The following is a 21,406-nucleotide window of genomic DNA, read 5'->3' as shown; positions in this document are numbered from 1 at the left end:
AACTAACTTATTTTGACGTAAACTCAAAATTTATTTTTTATTTACTTTCAGGAAGACTTTTTGATTTTCTTTTTTCTTTTCTTTCTGCCAGCTTTTCTTTCATGTTAGCTTTTCTTTCTTCACGATTTTTCTCCCATTTAGCATACTGGTCAGCAGTTAATATTTTTTTCATGTCTGAACTTATAGCAGCTTGATCCGCTTCTCTTTGCGCTTTCATTTCTTCTCTTTTTTTGGTTTTCAGCTCTTGTATTTCAGCTTTTTTAGCTTCTCTTTTGGCTACTTCTGTAGTTACTAAAGCTCTAACTTCTTTTGCTTGTTTTTCGTTTAAGTCTAAGTCTTTGGTTAGTTTTTTTACTTGAAGATCAACCTTTTGTTCTGAAGTTAATTTTTCTCTTCCGGCTCTTCTTCCATCTTTTTCCTGAGCAAATGCTGTTATTCCAACAACTAATAATGCGGCTACAATTACTTTTTTCATTTTTATATGTTTTTTAATTAATGTGCCGATAGGACGACTTGGTTTTTAAAAGGTTTAATGGTTAACTAAATTTTATAAAAAAAGAACTCATTTGAGTTCTTTTTTATTTTAATTCAAAACCACTGTCTTGTTTTCGCCATCAACAGCTACTTTGGTTAAGCCGTGTTTTGCTAAACCTTTCATGGCTGCGTCCCATTTTTTTCCGCTTAAAGCCGATTTGTCTTTGAGTTGTGCTATCGGTTGATTGTTTTCTGTTTTTAGTAAACCAATAATTAGCTTTTCGTCATCGGTTAATTCTAACTGCTTTTTCTCCGGTCGCATTTGCGGGAAGAAAAGTACTTCCTGAATAGACGGATTGTTGGTCAAAAACATAATTAATCGGTCCATTCCAATTCCTAATCCGGAAGTTGGTGGCATTCCGTATTCTAATGCTCTTAAGAAATCTTCATCTATAATTCCATTGGCTTCATCATCGCCTTTTTCTGCTAAAGCCATTTGTGCTTCAAAACGACCTCGTTGGTCAATTGGGTCATTCAATTCGGAATAAGCGTTTGCGATTTCTTTACCGCAAACCATCAACTCAAAACGCTCTGTCAAATCTGGATTGTCTCTGTGTTCTTTACACAGCGGCGACATTTCTTTTGGATAATCGGTAATAAAGGTTGGCTGAATAAAGTTGCCTTCACATTTGGCGCCGAAAATCTCATCAATCAGTTTTCCTTTACCCATAGTTTCATCCACTTCAATATGCATCGATTTGGCAGCTTCAAAAAGTTCGGCTTCAGTTTTGCCCGAAATATCAAAACCTGTAAATTGTTTGATAGCATCGGTCATCGTAACTCTTGCATATGGCGCTTTGAAGTTTACTTTGTGTTCGCCAAAAGTTGCTTCGGTAGTTCCGTTGACTTCGTTGGCACAATATTCCAAAAGGTTTTCGGTCATTTCCATCATCCAGTTGTAGTCTTTGTAGGCTACATATATTTCCATTGCAGTAAATTCCGGATTGTGCGTTCTGTCCATTCCTTCGTTTCTGAAGTTTTTAGAAAACTCATACACGCCATCAAATCCGCCAACGATTAATCTTTTCAGATACAATTCGTTTGCAATTCTCATATACAAAGGAATATCAAGACTATTGTGATGTGTGATAAATGGACGCGCAGCAGCTCCACCCGGAATAGATTGTAAAACCGGAGTTTCAACTTCCATATAACCGGCATTGTTAAAAAAGGTTCTCATGGCAGTGAACAGTTTTGTTCTTTTCATAAAAACTTCTTTCACATGCGGATTTACAACTAAATCAACATAACGCATACGGTAACGCAATTCAGCATCATTAAAAGCGTCATGAACTTTTCCAGCCTCATCCGTTTTTGGCAATGGTAATGGACGCAATGTTTTGCTTAAAAAAGTAAATTTATCTACGCGTATACATTTGGCGCCAACTTGTGTAGTAAATAATTCACCTTCAATACCAATGAAATCTCCTAAGTCGGTCAGTTTTTTAAAAACCTGATTGTATAGGGTTTTATCTTCTTCGGGACAAATTACATCGCGGTTTAAATACAACTGTATTCTGCCTTCGCTATCCTGCAATTCGGCAAAACAAGCTTTCCCCTGATCTCTCACACTCATCAAACGACCGGCAACAATAACCTTCTTACTTTCTTCAAAATTTTCCTTAACCTGTTTGGAAGTATGGTTTACAGGAAATAAATCTGCAGGATAAGGGTTGATTCCCAATTCGCGAAGAGATTTTAATTTGTCTCTTCTAATGATTTCTTGTTCTGAAAGTTGCATAGTATTGTATTTAAGCGTGCAAATATAGGGATAAGTGGCAAAGTTTCAAAGTGGTTTTGAAATTAGGAGCGAAAGGATTGGGCTTTATCAGTTGTCCATATTCCCGCTTTCCGCGTCTCGTCCCAAAAGACGAGACTGCTCCAATCGGGGCTAAAAGATTAACGTCGGGTTAACTTATAAACTTTGTAACTTTGCGCTTTGCTATTCAAATAATGAACAAAGAAATTCAACTACAGGATTTAGGGAATCGGGATTACAAAGAAACTTGGGATTACCAGGAAGAACTTTTTAAGCATATAGTGGATTTGAAACTCCAAAAAAGAACTTTCCCCGAAATTGAAACGCCAAATCATTTTCTGTTTGTCGAACATCCACACGTATATACTTTAGGTAAAAGTGGCGATATGAGTAATCTGCTTTTATCCGAAAAACAATTGGAAACAAAAGGAGCTACCTTTTATAAAATCAATCGCGGTGGCGATATTACTTATCACGGCCCGGGACAAATTGTAGGTTATCCTATTCTTGATTTAGAAAATTTCTTTACTGACATCCATAAATATTTACGCTTCCTGGAAGAGGTAATAATATTGGCTTTGGCAGAATACAATATAATAGGTACAAGGAGTGAAGGTGAAACCGGAGTTTGGCTAGATGTAGGAACGCCGTTTGCCCGAAAAATTTGTGCTATGGGAGTTCGTGCCAGTCGTTGGGTAACGATGCATGGCTTTGCTTTAAATGTAAATGCAAATCTTGGTTATTTTGACAATATCATTCCGTGTGGTATTAAAGGGAAAGCGGTTACATCGATGCATGTTGAACTTGGACAAACCGTCAATGAAGAAGAAGTAAAAGAAAAGATAACAAGACATTTTTCTAAACTTTTCGATTCTACCTTTATATAGGATTCTAAAACTCCAACTTTAATTGTTCAGGCAATAAGCGAAACGACATTCGGTGGTATTTGGTTGTGCCGTATTTTCTAATGGCTTCTCTATGTTCTAATGTTGGGTAGCCTTTATTTTTCTTCCAGTTGAACATTGGAAATTCTTCATGGATTCTATCCATATATTCATCTCTGTAGGTTTTTGCTAAAACCGAAGCTGCAGCAATACTCATATACTTTGAGTCTCCTTTTATTATTGTGGAATAGGGAATGTTGTTAATGGGTTTAAAACGGTTTCCGTCTACTATAATATAATTAGGTATAGGATTTAGTTTTTCAATGCAATCATGCATGGCTTTTATAGAGGCGTTTAAAATATTTATTTTGTCAATGACACCTGAATCCAAATGCGTTACCGAAAAACTAATAGCATTACTTTCTATTAATGGTTTTAGCTCTTCACGTATTTTCTCAGAAAGCTGTTTTGAATCATTCAATAATTTCAACTCAAAGCCATCTGGAAGAATTATTGCAGCAGCGGTGACAGGCCCTGCAAGGCATCCTCTGCCGGCTTCGTCAGTTCCGCATTCCATATCAAAATCTGAGAACTTAAATTGAAGCATTTAAATTTTTTTTTAACAAAAATATAGAAAATGACGCAACCCATCAAAAACATTTGTATCATACTCTAGAGTTAGATAAATAGGTAAAATATTTAACACATTTTAAAAATGATTATTTACTGTTAATATTTGGTTAATTAAGAAATAATTAAGAAGTTTGCAGAATAACTAACTCAAATAAAAATAATATGAGATCGAAGTTCAAATGGATTTTTACGCTATTGTTAGCGTTATCAATGCAGTTTTCGTTTGCACAAGAGAAAACTGTAACAGGTGTAGTTTCAGATAAAACTGGACCATTACCGGGTGCTAATGTTGTTGTTAAAGGAACAAAAAACAGCACACAAACAGATTTTGACGGTAAATTTACCATCAAAGCAAAAGCAGGAGATGTTTTAGAAGCATCTTTTACTGGTTACAGTAAAAAATCGGTTACTGTTGGTGCTGCCAACAGTTACAATGTTGTTTTAAGTGAAGGAGTAGAGTTACAGGAAGTTGTAGTTGTAGGTTATGGTACAACAACAAAAGAAGCTTACACTGGAACAGCAACAAAAATTAAAGTTGAAAATATTGAAGCCAAAACAGTTTCAAATGTTTCTCAAGCATTACGTGGTGAGGTTGCCGGTGTTAACGTTATAACAGGAAGTGGAGCGCCGGGTGCTGATGCGACAATTCGTATTCGTGGTTTTGGTTCGATAAATGGAAATCGTTCGCCATTGTATGTTGTTGATGGGGCTCCGTACAGTAGTGATATTTCGGCAATTAATCCTGAAGATATAGCCAATATTACAGTTTTGAAAGATGCTGCTGCCACGTCAATTTATGGTTCTCGAGGTGCTAATGGAGTTATTTTGATAACAACAAAGCAAGGTAAGGCAGGTAAATCGGTGGTTTCGGTTGATGTAAGAACAAGTGTTAATAGCTTTAGATTGCCAAATTACGAAGTGCTTACTTCTCCTGAAGAATATATAGGTCTTGCTTGGAGTGAGTTGAGACAAAATGCTTTTTTAAGTGGTAATCCAAATCCGAATGCATATGCAAGCACTAATTTGTTTGACAGTTCGAATGCAATAGGTCTTGATCCCGCGTATAATATGTGGGATGTTCCTGGAGACCAAGTCATTGATCCTGCGACAGGACAAGTAGCCAGTGGTGTTTCTCGTAGATACACGCCAACGTCATGGAAAGATACTGCTTTTGGTACTGGGTTGAGAAGCGAGGCAAACGTTCAGTTTAGTGGTGGAAATGATAAAACTAAATATGCAACTTCATTTGGTTATTTAGATGATAAAGGTGCGGCAATAAATTCGAGTTACAAACGATATACTACTCGTTTAAATTTAGAAAGCAATGTTAATGATTGGTTCAAAATAGGTGGTAGCATTTCTTATTCAGGTGGTAGATATTTACAAACAGACGGTGCGGACCAAGCTACTTCTGTAAACTTGTTTTCATACACTGTTGGAGCACCTCCAATTTATGATCCATATTTGAGAGATGCAAGTGGAAATCTAGTTGCAGATCCATATTTCGGAGGTTATCAGTTTGATTTTGGTAATGGTGATAACGGGAATCCTGTAAGAAGGTTTCTTAATAACTCAAATGGAATTGCAGAAGCTACTTTGAATAAAGAGCAAACAGATGCAACTACATTTTTGGGTAATTTTAATACTGATATCAAAATAACTGATGCGTTACATTTTGAAACACGTTATAGTGGTCAATATGAAATGAATGAAGGATTAAGTGTTAGCAACCCTTTTTATGGTCAAAATGCAGGTAGTGATGGTGCATTGTTTTTAGATAATATTAAATCTACTAATCAGAACTTTTTACAATTGTTGCGTTTTAATAAAACTTTTGCCAATAAACATAGGGTAGAAGCTTTTGTAGCGCATGAATCTACAGAGTTCAGACAAGATAGATTAGCAACCGGAGCAACCGGAGCGGTGATTCCAATGGCTGAGACACTTTATCAATATACTACATTATTTGGTACTCCAACACACTATAAATTAGGTTGGACACTTGAAAGTTATTTTGCTCAGTTAAACTACAACTATCAACAAAAATATTTCTTGACAGCATCTGCTCGTAGAGATGGTTCTTCTCGTTTTATTAATGACAAATGGGGTACTTTTGGATCGGTTGGATTAGGTTGGGTTGTTTCTAAAGAAAGTTTTCTTGAGAAAGCAAGTTTTATCGATTACTTAAAATTAAAAGCGAGTTATGGTGTTATTGGTGATCAAGGAACAGCTTTTCAATATGGTTTCCGTATTTACAATATTACACCGCTTACAGGAGGAATTTTATATGCGCCAAATGCTACTCGTCCTAATCCTAATCTTACTTGGGAGACATCAAAAATTGCACAAGTTGGTTTTGAATCTTCATGGTTTGATCGTTTAAATTTAGATGTTGATTATTACGTTAAAAATACTACAAATTTATTTTTCGATAATGCACTTCCTCCTTCTTCAGGATACACCAATATACAGTTTAATAGTGGAAAATTACAAAATAGTGGTTTAGAATTTGATATTAATTATCAAGTATTGAAAGGTGATAAACCTGAAGCTTTTAAATTAGCAGTAGGTGTTAATGGAGAAATGTTGAAAAGTAAAATGGTGGATATGCCTAATGATTATATTACAGGTGAAGAAAAAATATTCCAATTTGATCCAAATACAGGTCTTGCAGCTTTGGTTAAAGGTCATTCTTTATATGAATTCTATATGAGAGAATGGGTAGGAGTTGATCCGGCAACAGGATTAGGATTGTATAATTTGTATTATAATGATGTTAATGATGATGGGGTTTTTAATAATGGTGATGTGGCAATTTCAAATTACACTGATTATCTTGCTAAAAATCCAGATGCTAATGTTGAGAAAACATTAACTAATAATTCATCTATAGCTACACAAAAATTTACTGGAAAATCTGCTATACCTAAAGTTAGAGGTGCATTCCGTATAAATGCAAGTTATAGAAATTTTGATCTTACCACTCAGTTTGGTTATAGTTTTGGCGGGTATGCTTATGACAATGGGTATGCACAATTAATGCAGACTGGAGACCAAATTGGCTCAAATAACTATCATGTTGATATACGTAACAGATGGCAGCAACCAGGTGATATTACCAATGTGCCTCGTATGTCTGCAGGATTAACGACTGAAGATACTTATTCAAGTGCACAATCCACACGTTTTTTAATTAAATCAGATTATATTGCATTTAACAATGCAAGACTTGGATATACACTTGCAAAAAGTTATACTGATAGGTTAGGGCTTTCAAAATTGAACGTATATATATCTGGTGATAATTTAGCCCTTTTTAGTGCAAGAAAAGGATTTAATCCTCAAACTTTCACAAGTACTAGTGGTATAGGTGGTTATATTCCAATGACTACATTTAGTTTTGGAGCAAGAGTTGAATTCTAAAAAAAAATAAATATGAAAAAAAGTTTAGTTTACTTATTAATTGCTACTTCATTTTTAGGAGTAGGTTGTAGTGAAGATTTTCTTAATCCTGTAAGAGATACAAGAGTTTTGACAGGTGAAGAAGTTGCTGCAGCGGCAGAGCTTAATCCTGGCATTGTGCAAGGAGGTCTGGATGGTTTGTATAATTTCGTAATTGAGCCAGGAGGTGTTGTTGGTACAGGTCGTCATTATGATTTAGGTCAGAAAGGAGTTGATATTTGGTTGGATATGTTATCTTCAGATATGGCTCTTTCATCAAACTCTTATGGATGGTATCAGAATGTAGCTAATTTAATTTCTCCTGTTGATTTTACTCGACAAGAAAATACTATTATTTGGACTTACTATTATAAAGTTATTAGTACTTCTAATGAAATTATTAACCAGTTGGGTGGTAATGACGCCGTGCCGGCATCTACTGAAACGCGTCATATATATGCTCAAGCTAAAGCATTGAGAGCTTATGCCTATTTTTATTTGGCACAAATTTTTCAACGTACGAATGATTTATCACAACCGATTTTACCATATTATGTTGGTGATGAAAATGATAATTTAGCAAAAGTTCCTGCATCTCAAATTTATGCTTTAATAGAAAGTGATTTGTTGCAGTCAATAGACTTGTTGAGTGATTATACTCGTCCTACAAAAGATAAAATTGATCCATGGGTGGCAAAAGGACTTTTAGCTTATACTTATGCTGCACAAGGTAATTATGCGCAGGCTAAAGTTACTTCTGAAGACATTATTAATAATAGTGGTTATACATTGACTACAAGAGGACAACTTGCATTTCCGGGAGCAGGATCTGGGTTTAATGATGTTAACACTCCTTCATGGATGTGGGGATTTGATTTGACTGAAGAATTAGGTCATCAATTAGTAGATTGGTGGGGACAAATTGATTATTTTACCTATAGTTATGCCTGGGCAGGAGATAGAAAGTCTATTGATACCGGTTTATTAGCTGCTATACCAACAGGTGATATTAGAAGAACCCAATTTGGTACTTCTGGTACTACTAACAGAATGCCAATTAATAAGTTTTTTGATCCTGCAAGAGTTGCTGGTCAGCAATATATAATCACAACGGATCTTATTTTTATGAGATTTGATGAGTTTTATTTACTAAGTGCTGAAGCTTCAGCAAAAACTGGTGATGAAGCTACTGCAAAAAATAGATTAAAAGACCTTATGACTATCCGTTTTGCTGGTGGTGCGGCAGCTGCTGATGCGTATGTAGATCCTTTGAGCGGTCAAGCTTTAAAAGATGCTATTTACTTGAATACCCGAATTGAAATGTGGGGTGAAGGTAAGTCGTATTTAGCTATGAAACGTAATGAAGCAACTGTAACTCGTGGTACAAATCATGTTTTCCGTTCAGGTCAATCGTTTGCATTTGACAGTGATGAAATGTCATTTCAAATACCTCAATCCGAAATACTTAATAATCCAGCGATTACTGGACAGAACTAATTTTTAATTTTAAAAGTAGATTATGAAAAATTTAAAAAATAATTTTTTATTTGTTGCTTTCTTAATGCTTTCAATAGTATTAGTAAGCTGTGAGGATGAAGGTACTGGTAGTACGTTGAAGAATTATAATTATGTTTCTTTAGAAGTGCCATCATCAAAAACTTTTAGCCTTTATCCTAATGAATCAATAACAACTGAATCAAAGGTATATGTTACTTATGCATCTAGTGTTGACAGAACTTTTGCACTTGTTGTAGACATGACTTTATCCGGAACTCCAGCAACACCAGCTACTACGCTTGATGCTAGTTATTATACTGTGCCTGCTACAGTAACTATTCCAGCTGGTGAATTGGTTGGAACATTTACTGTAGGAATTACAGGTACAAACATTGGTGCTGGAAAGAAACTTGTTGTTGGTTTAGGACAAGAAGTAGGTGTAGATGTTGGAATAAATTCTTTTACAACAACGCCTGTTTATGAAGCTGGATCATCAATACCAGTAAATTATGTTAACGTTGTTAATACAGGTAAAATAACCTACAATGTTGAAGAAAGATGTGACTTTAATAAAGTTGTTGTAAGCATTAAATTTGATAATTACCCAGAGGAAACTGCATGGGATTTGCGTGACGCTTCTATGAATGTAATTGCTTCAGGTGGTTTTAATGCTGCTGGTGATGCAATCACTGGGTATGCTGCATTAGGTTTTGCTGATCAAAGTACTTTCACATCACCTAATTACTGTTTGCCAGGTGGGCAATATACTTTTACCATTTATGATGATTACGGAGATGGTATGTATACAAGCGCAACTGTTTCAGGTACCTATACTGTTAAATTAGGTACTACTGTATTAGCTTCAGGTGGTGGAGATTTTGGTTTCTTACAAGAAACTACTTTTACTCTTCCATAAATAAAATTATGTTTTATAAAAAACCGAAACTTTACGTTTCGGTTTTTTTTATTTAATTAACTGTTATTGCTACTTTTTTTCTACTTTTGAAAAATTATTAACTACTACAAATAAAAAATACAAACTTTATGAAAAAAACAATTTTGTTTTTTTTAATATCAACTATCTCTTGTTTTTCTCAAACTAAAGCAGAAATAGATTTAATTAAAAAATCATACGATATAAACAGAATTAATCAATTAAATGAGAATATTTTAAGTTTAAAAAACCTTCGTGAGGAAAAAATAAGAAACTATTTAGATTCTAATTTAGCTGCAAAGAGAGAATATGTTGCGAATGGCACAAAATATTTATTAATTGATGTAATCGATAATAAACCAGTTTATACAGCAACAGATAATAGATTAAGCGCTATGGCTTCCAAAACCAATACGCTTTATCCGGGTGGTAATTTAGGTTTAAGCCTTACCGGTCTTGGAATGAAAGTTGGCATATGGGATGGTGGTTATGCCCTAAAAAATCACCAAGAGTTTATGAATGGGACAGTTTCCAGAGTGACTACTCCGGATACTTCTACTCCTATACCCGCTGCAGATCAACATGCATCACATGTTGTAGGAACTGTTGGCGCAAAAGGTGTTGCTACAAGTGCCAGAGGAATGGCATATGAAGCTAATTTGGCTTCTTATAATTGGACAAATGATGAGTCTGAAGTTTCTAGTGAAGCTGCTAATAATGGTTTGTTGATTTCTAATCATTCTTACGGTGTCCCAATTTTTAACGATAATGGAGACCAACAGGTAGGCGATTGGTACATGGGTTGTTACAATACTGATGCTGCTCAATGGGATCAAATTAGTTATACCTTACCTTACTATTTAACTGTTATGTCCGCAGGAAATTCTGGCAATGAATCGTATTCAAATGGCTTGTACCCGGGAATAGATAAATTAACAGGTGAAAAAAACAGTAAAAATAATTTAGTTGTTGCTAATGCTAATCCAACAGTTAACCAATTTAATGGAACTTTAACTAATTTGGTAATCAATAGTTCAAGTAGCCAAGGTCCATCCGATGATGGTAGAATTAAACCGGATATAGCTGCTGATGGAACTAATCTTTATTCTTCAAGCAATGAAACTACCACAAGTTATGCTACTTTATCAGGAACATCGATGGCATCTCCTAGTGTAGCGGGTTCTCTAATTTTATTACAACAGCATTATAATAATTTACATGCTTCTTATATGAAATCGGCTACCTTAAAAGGGTTGGTTTGCCATACTGCTTTTGATGATTCAAACTCAATTGGTCCGGATGTTCGTTTTGGATGGGGTTTATTAAATACCCGTGAATCAGCATTAGCAATTACTAACGCAAATAGCGCAACACCTACCGCTATTGTTAGTGAATTAAACTTAGATCAAAGTAGCACCTATACGGTTAATGTTATTGTTACAAATCCACAAACACTAAAAGCAACTATATGTTGGACAGATGTTCCGGGTACTCCTAAAAACAACCAATTGAATTCTCCAAGCCCTGCTTTAATTAATGATTTGGATTTGAGAATAATAAAAGATACCGAAGTCTCTTTACCATGGAAGCTAGATTTAAATTCAATTAACTCAGGTGCTATTAAAGGAGATAACACCGTGGACAATGTTGAGAAAGTTGAAGTTGAAAATGCAGTAGGAACTTATACAATACAAGTTACACACAAAGGGACTTTAGATGGCGGATTTCAAAACTATAGTTTAATAGTTTCAGGCTTTGATCAAGTAGATCTTGCTAATAACGATTTTTCAAGAGAGCAAATTTTAGTTTACCCTAACCCTGTTAATGATTTGCTGCATGTTACTAATGCTAATAATATTACGAAATATCAACTGTTCGACATTCAAGGCAGATTGATAAAATCAGAAAAATTAACCAATCAAAGCAACTTTACTATTGATACTTCTATGTTAATAAAAGGAGTATATATGTTAAATTTAATTACCGAAAACGGTAGTTTCGTAGAAAAGATTGTGAAAAAATAATCTTTTACTTTTGATTCGTTTTATTGTCCTTAATTTCTCATTACATTTGCCTACTTTAGCAAGCGTAATGAGAAATTTTTTTTTGTACAGTTTTCTTCTTTTTTCAATTACTGTTTTTTCACAAGGTAGAAATTTGCAAATGAGCGTTGGGTCAACTAATGATTCTTTAAATTCTAAAAAGAGTAAACCGGCATTAATTAAGAAAGGAACCTTCGACCAATACAGAATTATAACATTGCAAAGAGATACTACCTATGTTGATACCTCTTTAACCATCAAAAAGGAATACCAATACAACTACTTGCGAAAAGATATTTTTGGACTTCTGCCTTTTGCCAACGAAGGTCATACCTATGCAGTTCTCGATTTCGGAATGAAAGATTTTTATTCGTTTCCCGAAATTGGTTTCTCAGGAAAACAATTCAATTATCTTGGAGTAAAGGATATTAAATACTATTCTGTAGCAACACCGGTTACCGAGTTGTATTTCAAAACAGTAATGGAACAAGGGCAATCAGTCGATGCCTTTATTACGGTTAATACTTCCGAACGATTTAATATGTCGGTTGCCTTCAAAGGATTGCGTTCTCTGGGGAAATACATCAACCAACTGTCAAGCACAGGAAATTTTAGGTTCACTTCAAGCTACAATACTTTAAACAAAAGATATTATCTGAATTTCCATTTCACCGGACAGGATTTTCTGAATGGAGAAAATGGCGGAATTACCACCATTGAAGATTTTGAAAGCGAAGATGGCGCCTTTTCAAATCGTGCCCGACTCGAAGTTTACTTAAAAGATGCTAAATCTTTTATGAAAGGAAAACGAACTTTCTTCGATCATAATTTCAGGATTAACAGCAAAGAAGGAGACAACAATCTATACATAACACACCAATTCAATTACGAAAATAAATTTTTTGAATACAATCAAAAAACAGTGCCATCAACAGTTGGAAATACCATTGTTAAACGTTTCGGAGATTCTTATGTTTCATCAAACATAAACGACCACACGCGTTATAACCGAATGTATAATAAAGTTGGCGCCATTTACGAAAATTCACTACTCGGAAAATTCCAATTCTTTGTCGAAGATTTCCGATTCAATTATTACTATGATAAAATATTGATTTTAGATTCTGGTATAATTCCGAGTGCTTTAAGTAACGAAATCAGTACAGTTGGCGGACAATATGACTACAGAAAAAACAAATGGAACGGAACATTTACCTATTCCAATTCAATCACAAAACAACCGATGTCAAATTTTGATGCCAAACTGAACTACAAACTCAACGACAAAAACGAGTTTGTATTCCAATACCAAATGCTGAATAAAATTCCGGATCATATTTATAATTTGTACCAAAGTAGTTATGTTGGCTACAATTGGTATAACGATTTCAAAAATGAAAAAATAAATAATATACAAGCTACGGCTAAAACCCAATGGCTCGATGCTTCCTTGCAAATAAGCTCTATCAAAGACCATTTGTATTTTAGTAACGATGCCACCGATCCACAGCAGCAAATCATATCTCCAAAACAATACGACAAAGCCATCAATTATTTGTCGGTAAAAGTCAGCCGTGAGTTCAAATGGTGGAAATTGGCTTTAGACAATACAATATTGTATCAACAGGTTGATCAGGAAGATGACATTTTGAATGTACCAAAAATCGTGACCCGAAACTCACTATACTTTACCAATTATTACTTCAAAAAAGCGCTGTATCTGCAAACCGGTTTTACGCTTAATTATTTCACAAAACACTATATCAACGATTACAATCCGGTGACAACCGAAGCATTTGTCCAAAATCAAAGAAAAGTTGGGGATTTCCCAATGATAGACTTTTTTGTCAATGCCCGGGTTCGTCAAACCAGAATCTTCTTTAAGTTAGAACATTTCAACTCCAAAATGACCGGAAATGATTTCTACACCGCACCAAATTATCCCTATCGTGACTTTATGATTCGATTCGGTTTGGTCTGGAATTTCTTTCAGTAATTTTTATTGGGCGTGAAAACGCGCTGTCCACTATATCTTTTGCCCTGAACACCAGGGCAAAAGGATGCCGTTCCCATCACGCACGCAAACGTTTTCGAATTAACGTTCTCCAAACTTGCAAACCTTCTTTTTATCAATATCTTTGTAATCTAAAATAAAAAAGCTCAGTACCTCAGTACCTCAGCAACTCAGTATCTTAAAGAAAATGAACTACGCAGAAAACATATTAGGAACTATCGGAAACACACCTTTAGTAAAACTAAACAAAGTCGTAGAAGGAATTGATGCTTTGGTTTTGGCCAAAGTAGAAACCTTCAATCCCGGAAACTCTACCAAAGACCGTATGGCACTTAAAATGGTAGAAGATGCCGAAGCCGACGGAAGATTAAAACCTGGTGGAACCATCATCGAAGGAACATCAGGAAACACCGGAATGGGATTGGCACTTGCCGCTATCGTAAAAGGGTACAAATGTATTTTTGTAATCACCGACAAACAATCCAAAGAAAAAATGGACATCCTTCGCGCCGTTGGTGCTAAAGTAGTCGTTTGTCCAACCGATGTTGAACCAAACGATCCGCGTTCGTATTACTCAGTTTCCAAAAGATTGAGCACCGAAATTCCAAATTCATGGTACGTAAATCAATACGATAATCCATCAAATGCAAAAGCAAATTACGAACAAACCGGTCCTGAAATCTGGGAGCAAACCGATGGAAAAGTAACGCATTTTGTAGTTGGAGTAGGGACAGGCGGAACCATTTCGGGAATCGGAAAATATTTGAAAGAAAAAAATCCAAACATTAAAGTTTGGGGAATTGATACTTATGGTTCAGTTTTCAAAAAATACCACGAAACCGGAATCTTTGACGAAAACGAAATCTACTCCTACATCACTGAAGGAATCGGAGAAGATATCTTGCCAAAAAACGTTGACTTTTCAATCATCGACGGATTCACCAAAGTAACCGATAAAGACGCTGCAGTTTACACCAGAAAAATAGCTTTAGAAGAAGGGATTTTTGTGGGGAATTCAGCTGGTTCGTGCATCAAAGGATTGCATCAGTTAAAAGAGCATTTCACAAAAGATGATGTGGTTGTGGTTCTATTCCACGATTCAGGGAGTCGTTATGTTGGCAAAATGTTCAACGACGACTGGATGCGCGAAAGAGGATTTTTGGATGAAGATATCACCAAAGCCGAAGATGTTATCAAAGACCACAAAGACAAACCATTAGTTGTTGTTCGTACCGAAGAATTGGTTTCGCACGCCATCGAGCGTTTGAAAAAATATAATATTTCACAGATTCCGGTAATTGATACAACTGGTTTTGTGGGAAGCCTGGATGAAACCGATTTGTTTAGGAGCTATGTAGAAGACAGAGATATTGCCGAAAAACCAATCCGAGAAATTATGGGTAAACCTTATCCAATAGTTCAGGCAAATACACCAATTGAAGAAATATCCAAACTAATCAATAAAGACAATCAAGCGGTATTAGTTGATTTGGGAAATGGCAAACATCATATTATTACCAAACACGATATTATCAGTTCGATAAAATAATTGAAAGCAAAAAATCTTTATATAATTGCAGGTTGTAATGGTGCAGGAAAAACAACTGCTTCCTACACCATTTTACCCGAAATTTTAAAGTGTAAAGAGTTTGTCAATGCTGATGAGATTGCTAAAGGGCTATCTCCTTTCCAACCTGAAAAAGTAGCTTTTGAAGCCGGAAGAATTATGTTAGAAAGAATAGAACATTTATTATTGTCTGAAGAAAACTTTGCTTTTGAAACTACTTTGTCAACTAAATCATACAAGTCAAAACTAAAATGGGCTAAAGAACATGGATATGCTATAAAGCTTTTATTTTTTTGGTTGCCTTCTATAGAAATGGCGATTGATAGAGTAAAAATACGAGTAAAAGAAGGAGGTCATAATATTCCGAAGGAAATCATTTCGAGACGATATAAAAGAGGTTTGGAAAATCTATTCAAAATTTATATACCTTTGTGCGACGATTGGATTATATTTGACAATTCAGAAACGGTTTCTCAAATCATTGCTGAAGGAAATACCAGTACAGAAAATAATATTTATCAACCCGAAAAATGGTTGAAGATAAAATCAGATTTTTGTTAATATGGCAAGAAAATCAAAAAACACTTCTGAGTTTTCAGAAAAAGTGATGAAAGGATTAAAGATTGTTTCTCAACGATTAATCCAAAGCAAGATTGAAAAAAATCAATCATTAGTAATCATGCGTGATGGTAAAGTGATTACTATCAAAGCAACAGACTTAAGTCTTTAGTTACTCACCAATCAAAACACCCGAAACATTCCAAGAACTAAAACTACTTCCTTCGGGTAAACCTTGAGGAATTTTTATTTGTATTGAATGTGTTCCGGCTTCTAAATTTCCTAAGTCAATAAAAATAGGATTCGTAACCGTTCCCGGACACCAATTCGCCCGACTATAATCAGAAGAAGATAATCCGTTAGGAAAATTTCCCGATGCCGGATTTGATAAACGATAGGAACCACAATCCTGTCGCCAAGGCGTAAAGTTGAAACTTTCTTTTCCGTCAAGTAAAATGGTGTTTTTCTTTGGTACAAATTCATCGCCGTTCTCCCAACCACCATGACCGGTTGTAATATAACGAAGCCTGCAATTTTTCATAGGTTTGTCTAAATGGAAAGTAACTTCCAAACCTTTATCAGAACTGAACATTGTTCCATATTCCTGTCCAGCCATTTCCATGATGTTATTCGTGCAGAAAAGAGGAATGATTTGGGTTGGATTAACTTTACTTTCTTCTTCGTTATGAATGGTGATATTAGCTGAAACTTTGTGTCCTCCTTTGTCATAATTCCCAATGTTGATGCCAATCCAAACTTCCTGATTACTCAGTAAACTTCTCAAATCAGAAACATCCTGACGGTATAAAACATTTTCCGCCCAGGTTTTATCTTTGAGCTGAAGCGTGTTGTATTGTTTCACTCCAAATGGCGTATAAAATCGCATCAGTTCCACAACAGGATTATAGTTTTCCGTCGCAACAACACCTTGATATTCCTTCCCGTTTCCGTTAGTGTAAATCGGTAATGTTTTGACACCGTTTTTCAAACCATCCAAAAAAGAAGCTGCTTTGTCTGTCGGAATGATAAAAAAGGACCCCGTTCTGTCATAAGCATCGCCATTAGATTGTTCAGTAACATCCATAAAAATCTGACTACCGACTTTTATTTCCGGAATTTTTACTTTTCTAACGGCAATAGTTCCATTGGCAAATCTCATTATGCTGTCATTTGATTTTGACCGGTCTGAAAAGTTAATGACTTGGTCTTTAAAAACAGAGATGGTTGTGAAGCGGCTTTTCCAAAGCAAATCTTTATATGTCAGCACATCTATTGATTTAGATAAATCTGGAACTGTCGGGAACATTTTTATTTTCTCAACTTTTGTAGCGGCAATTACAAAGTTGCCATTGCGCACCATTTCTAAAACCAAACCTAAATTTTGTCCCAAAACCGTTGGTGAACCTTTGACTTTCAATTCGTCTGTATACCAAAATTCAATGGTATTTGAATTGACAATTGTTTTGGCTTTTTTACAATTGTAGCCCAATATTTTTTTTGTTTCATCTAAGTATTCAAAAGTTTGCTTTCCGAGAGAAATACTGTCTTTTGAATTAATTTTTTTAGTTGCATCCAAATCTGCAACTTGGTTAAAGGAATTTGTTTTTCTGTCCACAAAAATAATTTCGTTTGGAAAATCAGCTTTTCCATTAAAAATACTTTGAGAACTTATTTGAGTTATGTCGGAACAAGTAAAAACCCAAATTGGATCCTGCCCTTCAATCAATGTTCCGTTGGAACTTTTCAAATAAGTAATCTTATAATTTTGAGAAAACGAATTAGCTGAAAGAATTAGAAAAGCTAAAAAAAGTAATTTTTTCATTACAAAAACTTTGAATATTAAAGTAATTTTCTTACTTTAGTTGAAAATTAGGAATTGTGAAAGAAGATTTTCTTCATTATGTATGGCAATATAAGAAGTTTGATTTTTCTAACCTAACAACTGTTGCCGGAGAATTGCTCACGATAACAAATTCCGGAAATTATCAGCAGCAAAGTGGCCCGGATTTCTTTAATGCTCAAATTGTTTTAGGCAATCAAAAATGGGCAGGAAATGTTGAAATCCATATCAAATCTTCCGATTGGTATTTGCATCATCATGAGAAAGACGAGAATTATGACAGCGTAATTCTACATGTAGTTTGGGAACACGATACACCGGTTTTCAGAAAAGACAATTCCGAAATTCCGGTTTTAGAACTTAAAAAGTATGTGTTGAAAAAGGATTTAGAAAATTATAATGCTTTGACATTGCCAAAATCATGGATTTATTGCGAAAGTCAAATTGCAAGGATTGATAGTTTTCTTTTGACGAATTGGCAGGAAAGATTATTTATTGAAAGGTTGGAGCGAAAATATATTCCGATTGAGCAACTGCTAAAAGAAACAGAAAATGATTGGGAAGCGGTTTTGTTTTGTATGCTGGCAAAGAACTTCGGTTTGAATACGAATGGAGAAGCTTTTCTGAAAATGGCTAAATCGATTCCGTTTGCAATTGTTAGAAAGGAAAGTAGAGAAGCGGCTAATTTAGAAAGTTTATTTTTTGGAATGGCAGATTTGTTTCCGATGGATGTTCAGGATAATTATACTAAAGATTTGAAAAAGCGGTTTGAGTATATTTCGCAAAAACATCGGTTGGAAAAAATAATTATCGAACCTATTCAGTTTTTTAAACATCGACCCGATAATTTTCCGACGATACGTTTGGCACAATTGGCAATGTTATATCACAAGCAGCAAAACTTATTTTCGAAAATAATTGTTACTAAAACAATGAAAGAATTATATCAGCTATTTGAAATTTCGATTTCAGAATATTGGCAGACGCATTATCAATTTGATAAGGAAAGTAAAAAGAAGAAAGCATCTTTTTCAAAATCGTTCATCGATTTGTTGGTTATCAATACTATTGTCCCGATTCAGTTTGCGTATGCTAAAAGTCTAGGTAAAGAAATAGCGGAATCGTTGTTAGATTTGATACGTGAAGTCGCTGCCGAGAAAAATGTAATCATTGAAAAGTTTTCCGGTTTTGGAATTAAATCCAGGAATGCTTTCGAAACACAATCGCTGTTGCAGTTAAAAAATGAGTATTGCAATCACAGTAAATGTTTGCAATGTGCCCTTGGAATTCAGCTTTTAAAAGAGTAATTTTAATTTTTCAAACAAGATCAATGTCAGTAGTTATTCAATTAAAATATTTCTTCGAAAAACACGGCTTTCACGTTTCTTCCCGATTGGCGGATAAACTTGGAATGCGTGCTTCCAATGTGCGTTTGTTTTTTATCTACATCACTTTTGTTACAGCAGGTTTGTGGTTTGGGGTGTATTTAACTTTAGCTTTTTGGATTAGGCTGAAAGATTTAATTCGGGGAAAACGAACTTCTGTCTTTGATTTGTAAATTTTGGAAACGAATGCGTCAATAATACAGTCCTTTTTAACCTATTCGAAAAGTCAACGAATTGGAGTTTTGTTGTTTTTTGGAATTATCATTTTGGTTCAGGGGATTTATTTTTTTGCTGATTTTACGACTATAGAAACTAACGACAAAGAAAAATCCAAATGGCTGGCACTTCAAAGTTCGGTTGACAGTTTAAAGCTCGATGACAAAAATTATAAACCAACGATTTATCCATTCAACCCAAATTTCATAACTGACTTCAAAGGATACAAACTTGGAATGTCTATAGAGGAAATAGATAGGTTGCTGGTTTACCGAAAACAAAATAAGTTTGTGAATTCTGCCACCGAATTTCAAGCTGTGACTAAAATATCCGATTCTTTGTTGAAGGCAATCTCTCCTTATTTCAAGTTCCCTGATTGGGTGAATAATAAAAAGTCCAACTTTCAAACTTTTGCTAAAAATGATTTTTCAAAACAGGAAAAGATTTCCGTTCTCGATATCAACCAGGCAATGAAAGAAGATTTTATGAAAGTGTATGGTATTGGCGATAAAATTTCGGATAGGATTTTAGAGCAGAAAGAAAAGTATGGCGCTTTCGTTTCTATGGAACAAATGAATGATATTTGGGGTTTGTCACCCGAAGTCATTGATAAATTGAAAAGTTCTTTTGTTGTGAAATCGACTTCAAATTGCAAAAAAATAAACATCAACAATGCATCAGTCAAAGAGTTAACACAATTCCCATTTTTCAGATACCAATTAGCCAAAGATATAGTTGTTTACCGAACTATGAATGGCGATATTACCATTGAGGATTTATCAAAAATTAAAGGATTTCCGGCTGAAAAAATCAAAATAATTGCCTTATATTTGGAATTCTAAAAGAATGACTAAAAAACCAAGGTAGTTATATGAATTCAATATATTTTACAGAAGAGCACGAACTGTTTAGAGAAAGCCTAAAAGACTTTTTACGGGTTGAAGTAGTGCCTCATATTGAAAAATGGGAAAAAACAGGAACCATTGAACGCTTTATTTGGAAAAAGTTTGGCGATATGGGGTTTTTCGGTTTGGCTTATCCTGAAGCTTATGGCGGATTGAATTTGGATTTGTTTTATACCGTTGTTTTATTAGAAGAACTTCAAAAAATAAAATCTTCCGGTTTTGCTGCAGCCATTTGGGCACACGCTTATCTGGCAATGACGCATTTAAATGCCGAAGGTGATGAAAGAATCAAGCAAGAATATTTAGCTCCGAGTATTTCAGGAGATAAGATAGGGGCATTATGCCTAACGGAACCTTTTGGAGGAAGTGATGTTGCCGGAATGCGAACAACAGCAATAAAGAAAGGAAATAAATATATCATAAACGGTTCTAAAACATTCATCACAAATGGAGTTTATGCCGATTATTATGTAGTTGCCGCTAAAACAAGTCCAGATTTAGGAAACAAAGGGATAAGCATGTTTTTGATGGATACGAATCTGAAAGGGGTTTCGGCAACAAAATTAGATAAGTTGGGTTGGAGAGCTTCGGATACTGCTGAGATTTCTTTTGACAATGTAGAAATTCCAGAAGAAAATTTAATGGGAGAAGAAGGAAAAGGATTTGGCTATATTATGCAGCATTTTGCGTTAGAGCGATTAATCATGGCAATCAATGCCCATGCTAGAGCAGAATATGCTATCGAATATACGATTGATTATATGTCGCATCGGGAAGCATTTGGTAAAACTATCGATAAATTTCAGGCGTTAAGACATACTATGGTAGATCATGCCACAGATGTTGCCCATTGCAAAATATTTAATTATGCCGCAGTTGCTCGATTAAACAATAAAGAATATGTGGTAAAAGAAGCCACGATGGCCAAATTAAAATCGACTAAAGTTGCCGATGAAACTATTTACAGTTGTCTGCAGATGCTCGGGGGTTATGGCTATATGGAAGAATATCCGTTGGCGCGTTTGTTACGAGACAGTCGTTTGGGACCAATTGGAGGCGGAACTTCTGAAATCCTTAGAGAGATTTTGTCTAAGATGATTATTGACAAACAGAGTTATCAGCCGGCAGTTAAGAAGTAAGGCATAAGAGATAAGGGAAAAGGGATAAGTTGTATGATGGATAACTCATCCCTTTTTA

17 protein-coding genes are annotated in these 21,406 nt (G+C 35.0%); 13 read left to right on the top strand and 4 right to left on the bottom strand.

The window, feature by feature from the left end; genetic code table 11:
- Positions 1-37: 37 nt before the first annotated feature.
- Both L1S35_RS01000 and lysS read right to left on the bottom strand, forming a co-directional pair.
- Positions 38-475, bottom strand: a complete 438-nt coding sequence (locus tag L1S35_RS01000; RefSeq protein WP_236395853.1) for a DUF4890 domain-containing protein — start codon at positions 473-475, stop codon at positions 38-40.
- Positions 476-583: 108 nt separating this feature from the next.
- Entirely contained in the window at positions 584-2,275 is a 1,692-nt protein-coding gene (gene lysS, locus L1S35_RS00995; protein ID WP_236395852.1) for a lysine--tRNA ligase, read from the bottom strand.
- Between the two features lie 212 nt (positions 2,276-2,487).
- On the opposite strand from lysS, the gene lipB reads away from it, so the two are divergent.
- Positions 2,488-3,180, top strand: coding sequence for a lipoyl(octanoyl) transferase LipB (gene lipB / locus L1S35_RS00990; RefSeq protein ID WP_236395851.1), 693 nt, complete (start codon positions 2,488-2,490; stop codon positions 3,178-3,180).
- 4 nt (positions 3,181-3,184) lie between these two features.
- Here lipB and rnhB read toward each other — a convergent pair whose 3' ends face one another.
- A complete protein-coding gene (gene rnhB, locus L1S35_RS00985) occupies positions 3,185-3,784 on the bottom strand; it encodes a ribonuclease HII (protein ID WP_236395850.1) in 600 nt (199 codons plus the stop codon).
- 188 nt (positions 3,785-3,972) lie between these two features.
- Between rnhB and L1S35_RS00980 the strand changes: the two genes are divergently transcribed.
- The 8 genes from L1S35_RS00980 (at position 3,973) to L1S35_RS00945 (ending at position 16,035) form a co-directional block, all read left to right on the top strand.
- Entirely contained in the window at positions 3,973-7,233 is a 3,261-nt protein-coding gene (locus L1S35_RS00980; protein WP_236395849.1) for a SusC/RagA family TonB-linked outer membrane protein, read from the top strand.
- 12 nt (positions 7,234-7,245) lie between these two features.
- Positions 7,246-8,748 (top strand): RagB/SusD family nutrient uptake outer membrane protein, encoded by a 1,503-nt coding sequence (locus L1S35_RS00975; protein ID WP_236395847.1) that lies wholly within the window; start codon positions 7,246-7,248, stop codon positions 8,746-8,748.
- Positions 8,749-8,812: 64 nt separating this feature from the next.
- The gene (locus L1S35_RS00970; protein WP_236395846.1) at positions 8,813-9,664 is read left to right on the top strand and encodes a hypothetical protein; all 852 of its coding nucleotides are present in this window, start codon (positions 8,813-8,815) and stop codon (positions 9,662-9,664) included.
- Positions 9,665-9,792: 128 nt separating this feature from the next.
- On the top strand, positions 9,793-11,706 hold the full coding sequence (locus L1S35_RS00965) for a S8 family serine peptidase (RefSeq protein WP_236395845.1): 1,914 nt from the start codon (positions 9,793-9,795) through the stop codon (positions 11,704-11,706).
- 139 nt (positions 11,707-11,845) lie between these two features.
- Positions 11,846-13,720, top strand: coding sequence for a putative porin (locus L1S35_RS00960; protein WP_236395844.1), 1,875 nt, complete (start codon positions 11,846-11,848; stop codon positions 13,718-13,720).
- Positions 13,721-13,925: 205 nt separating this feature from the next.
- On the top strand, positions 13,926-15,287 hold the full coding sequence (locus L1S35_RS00955; protein ID WP_236395843.1) for a pyridoxal-phosphate dependent enzyme: 1,362 nt from the start codon (positions 13,926-13,928) through the stop codon (positions 15,285-15,287).
- The gene (locus tag L1S35_RS00950; RefSeq protein ID WP_236395842.1) at positions 15,288-15,866 is read left to right on the top strand and encodes an ATPase; all 579 of its coding nucleotides are present in this window, start codon (positions 15,288-15,290) and stop codon (positions 15,864-15,866) included. It abuts the gene before it with no gap.
- A 1-nt stretch (position 15,867) separates the two neighbouring features.
- Positions 15,868-16,035 carry a DUF8506 family protein gene (locus L1S35_RS00945; protein WP_236395841.1) on the top strand — a complete coding sequence of 56 codons (168 nt, stop codon included), beginning with the start codon at positions 15,868-15,870 and terminating at the stop codon, positions 16,033-16,035.
- Here L1S35_RS00945 and L1S35_RS00940 read toward each other — a convergent pair whose 3' ends face one another.
- On the bottom strand, positions 16,036-17,685 hold the full coding sequence (locus tag L1S35_RS00940) for a GLPGLI family protein (RefSeq protein ID WP_236395840.1): 1,650 nt from the start codon (positions 17,683-17,685) through the stop codon (positions 16,036-16,038). It lies immediately after the preceding gene.
- A gap of 56 nt (positions 17,686-17,741) precedes the next feature.
- Here L1S35_RS00940 and L1S35_RS00935 point away from each other — a divergent pair, with 56 nt between their 5' ends.
- From L1S35_RS00935 to L1S35_RS00920, 4 genes are read left to right on the top strand one after another with little or no spacing between them, the layout of a single operon-like run.
- On the top strand, positions 17,742-19,010 hold the full coding sequence (locus L1S35_RS00935; protein ID WP_236395839.1) for a DUF2851 family protein: 1,269 nt from the start codon (positions 17,742-17,744) through the stop codon (positions 19,008-19,010).
- A gap of 23 nt (positions 19,011-19,033) precedes the next feature.
- A complete protein-coding gene (locus L1S35_RS00930) occupies positions 19,034-19,261 on the top strand; it encodes a PspC domain-containing protein (protein ID WP_136150612.1) in 228 nt (75 codons plus the stop codon).
- A gap of 3 nt (positions 19,262-19,264) precedes the next feature.
- Positions 19,265-20,146, top strand: a complete 882-nt coding sequence (locus L1S35_RS00925; protein ID WP_236395837.1) for a helix-hairpin-helix domain-containing protein — start codon at positions 19,265-19,267, stop codon at positions 20,144-20,146.
- Between the two features lie 29 nt (positions 20,147-20,175).
- Positions 20,176-21,348 (top strand): acyl-CoA dehydrogenase family protein, encoded by a 1,173-nt coding sequence (locus L1S35_RS00920; protein ID WP_236395835.1) that lies wholly within the window; start codon positions 20,176-20,178, stop codon positions 21,346-21,348.
- The last annotated feature ends 58 nt before the right edge of the window (positions 21,349-21,406 follow it).

Origin of the sequence: Flavobacterium anseongense (genome assembly GCF_021608185.1) — a bacterium.
Lineage (GTDB): Bacteria > Bacteroidota > Bacteroidia > Flavobacteriales > Flavobacteriaceae > Flavobacterium > Flavobacterium anseongense.
This window is presented reverse-complemented; position numbering and strand designations above follow the sequence as displayed.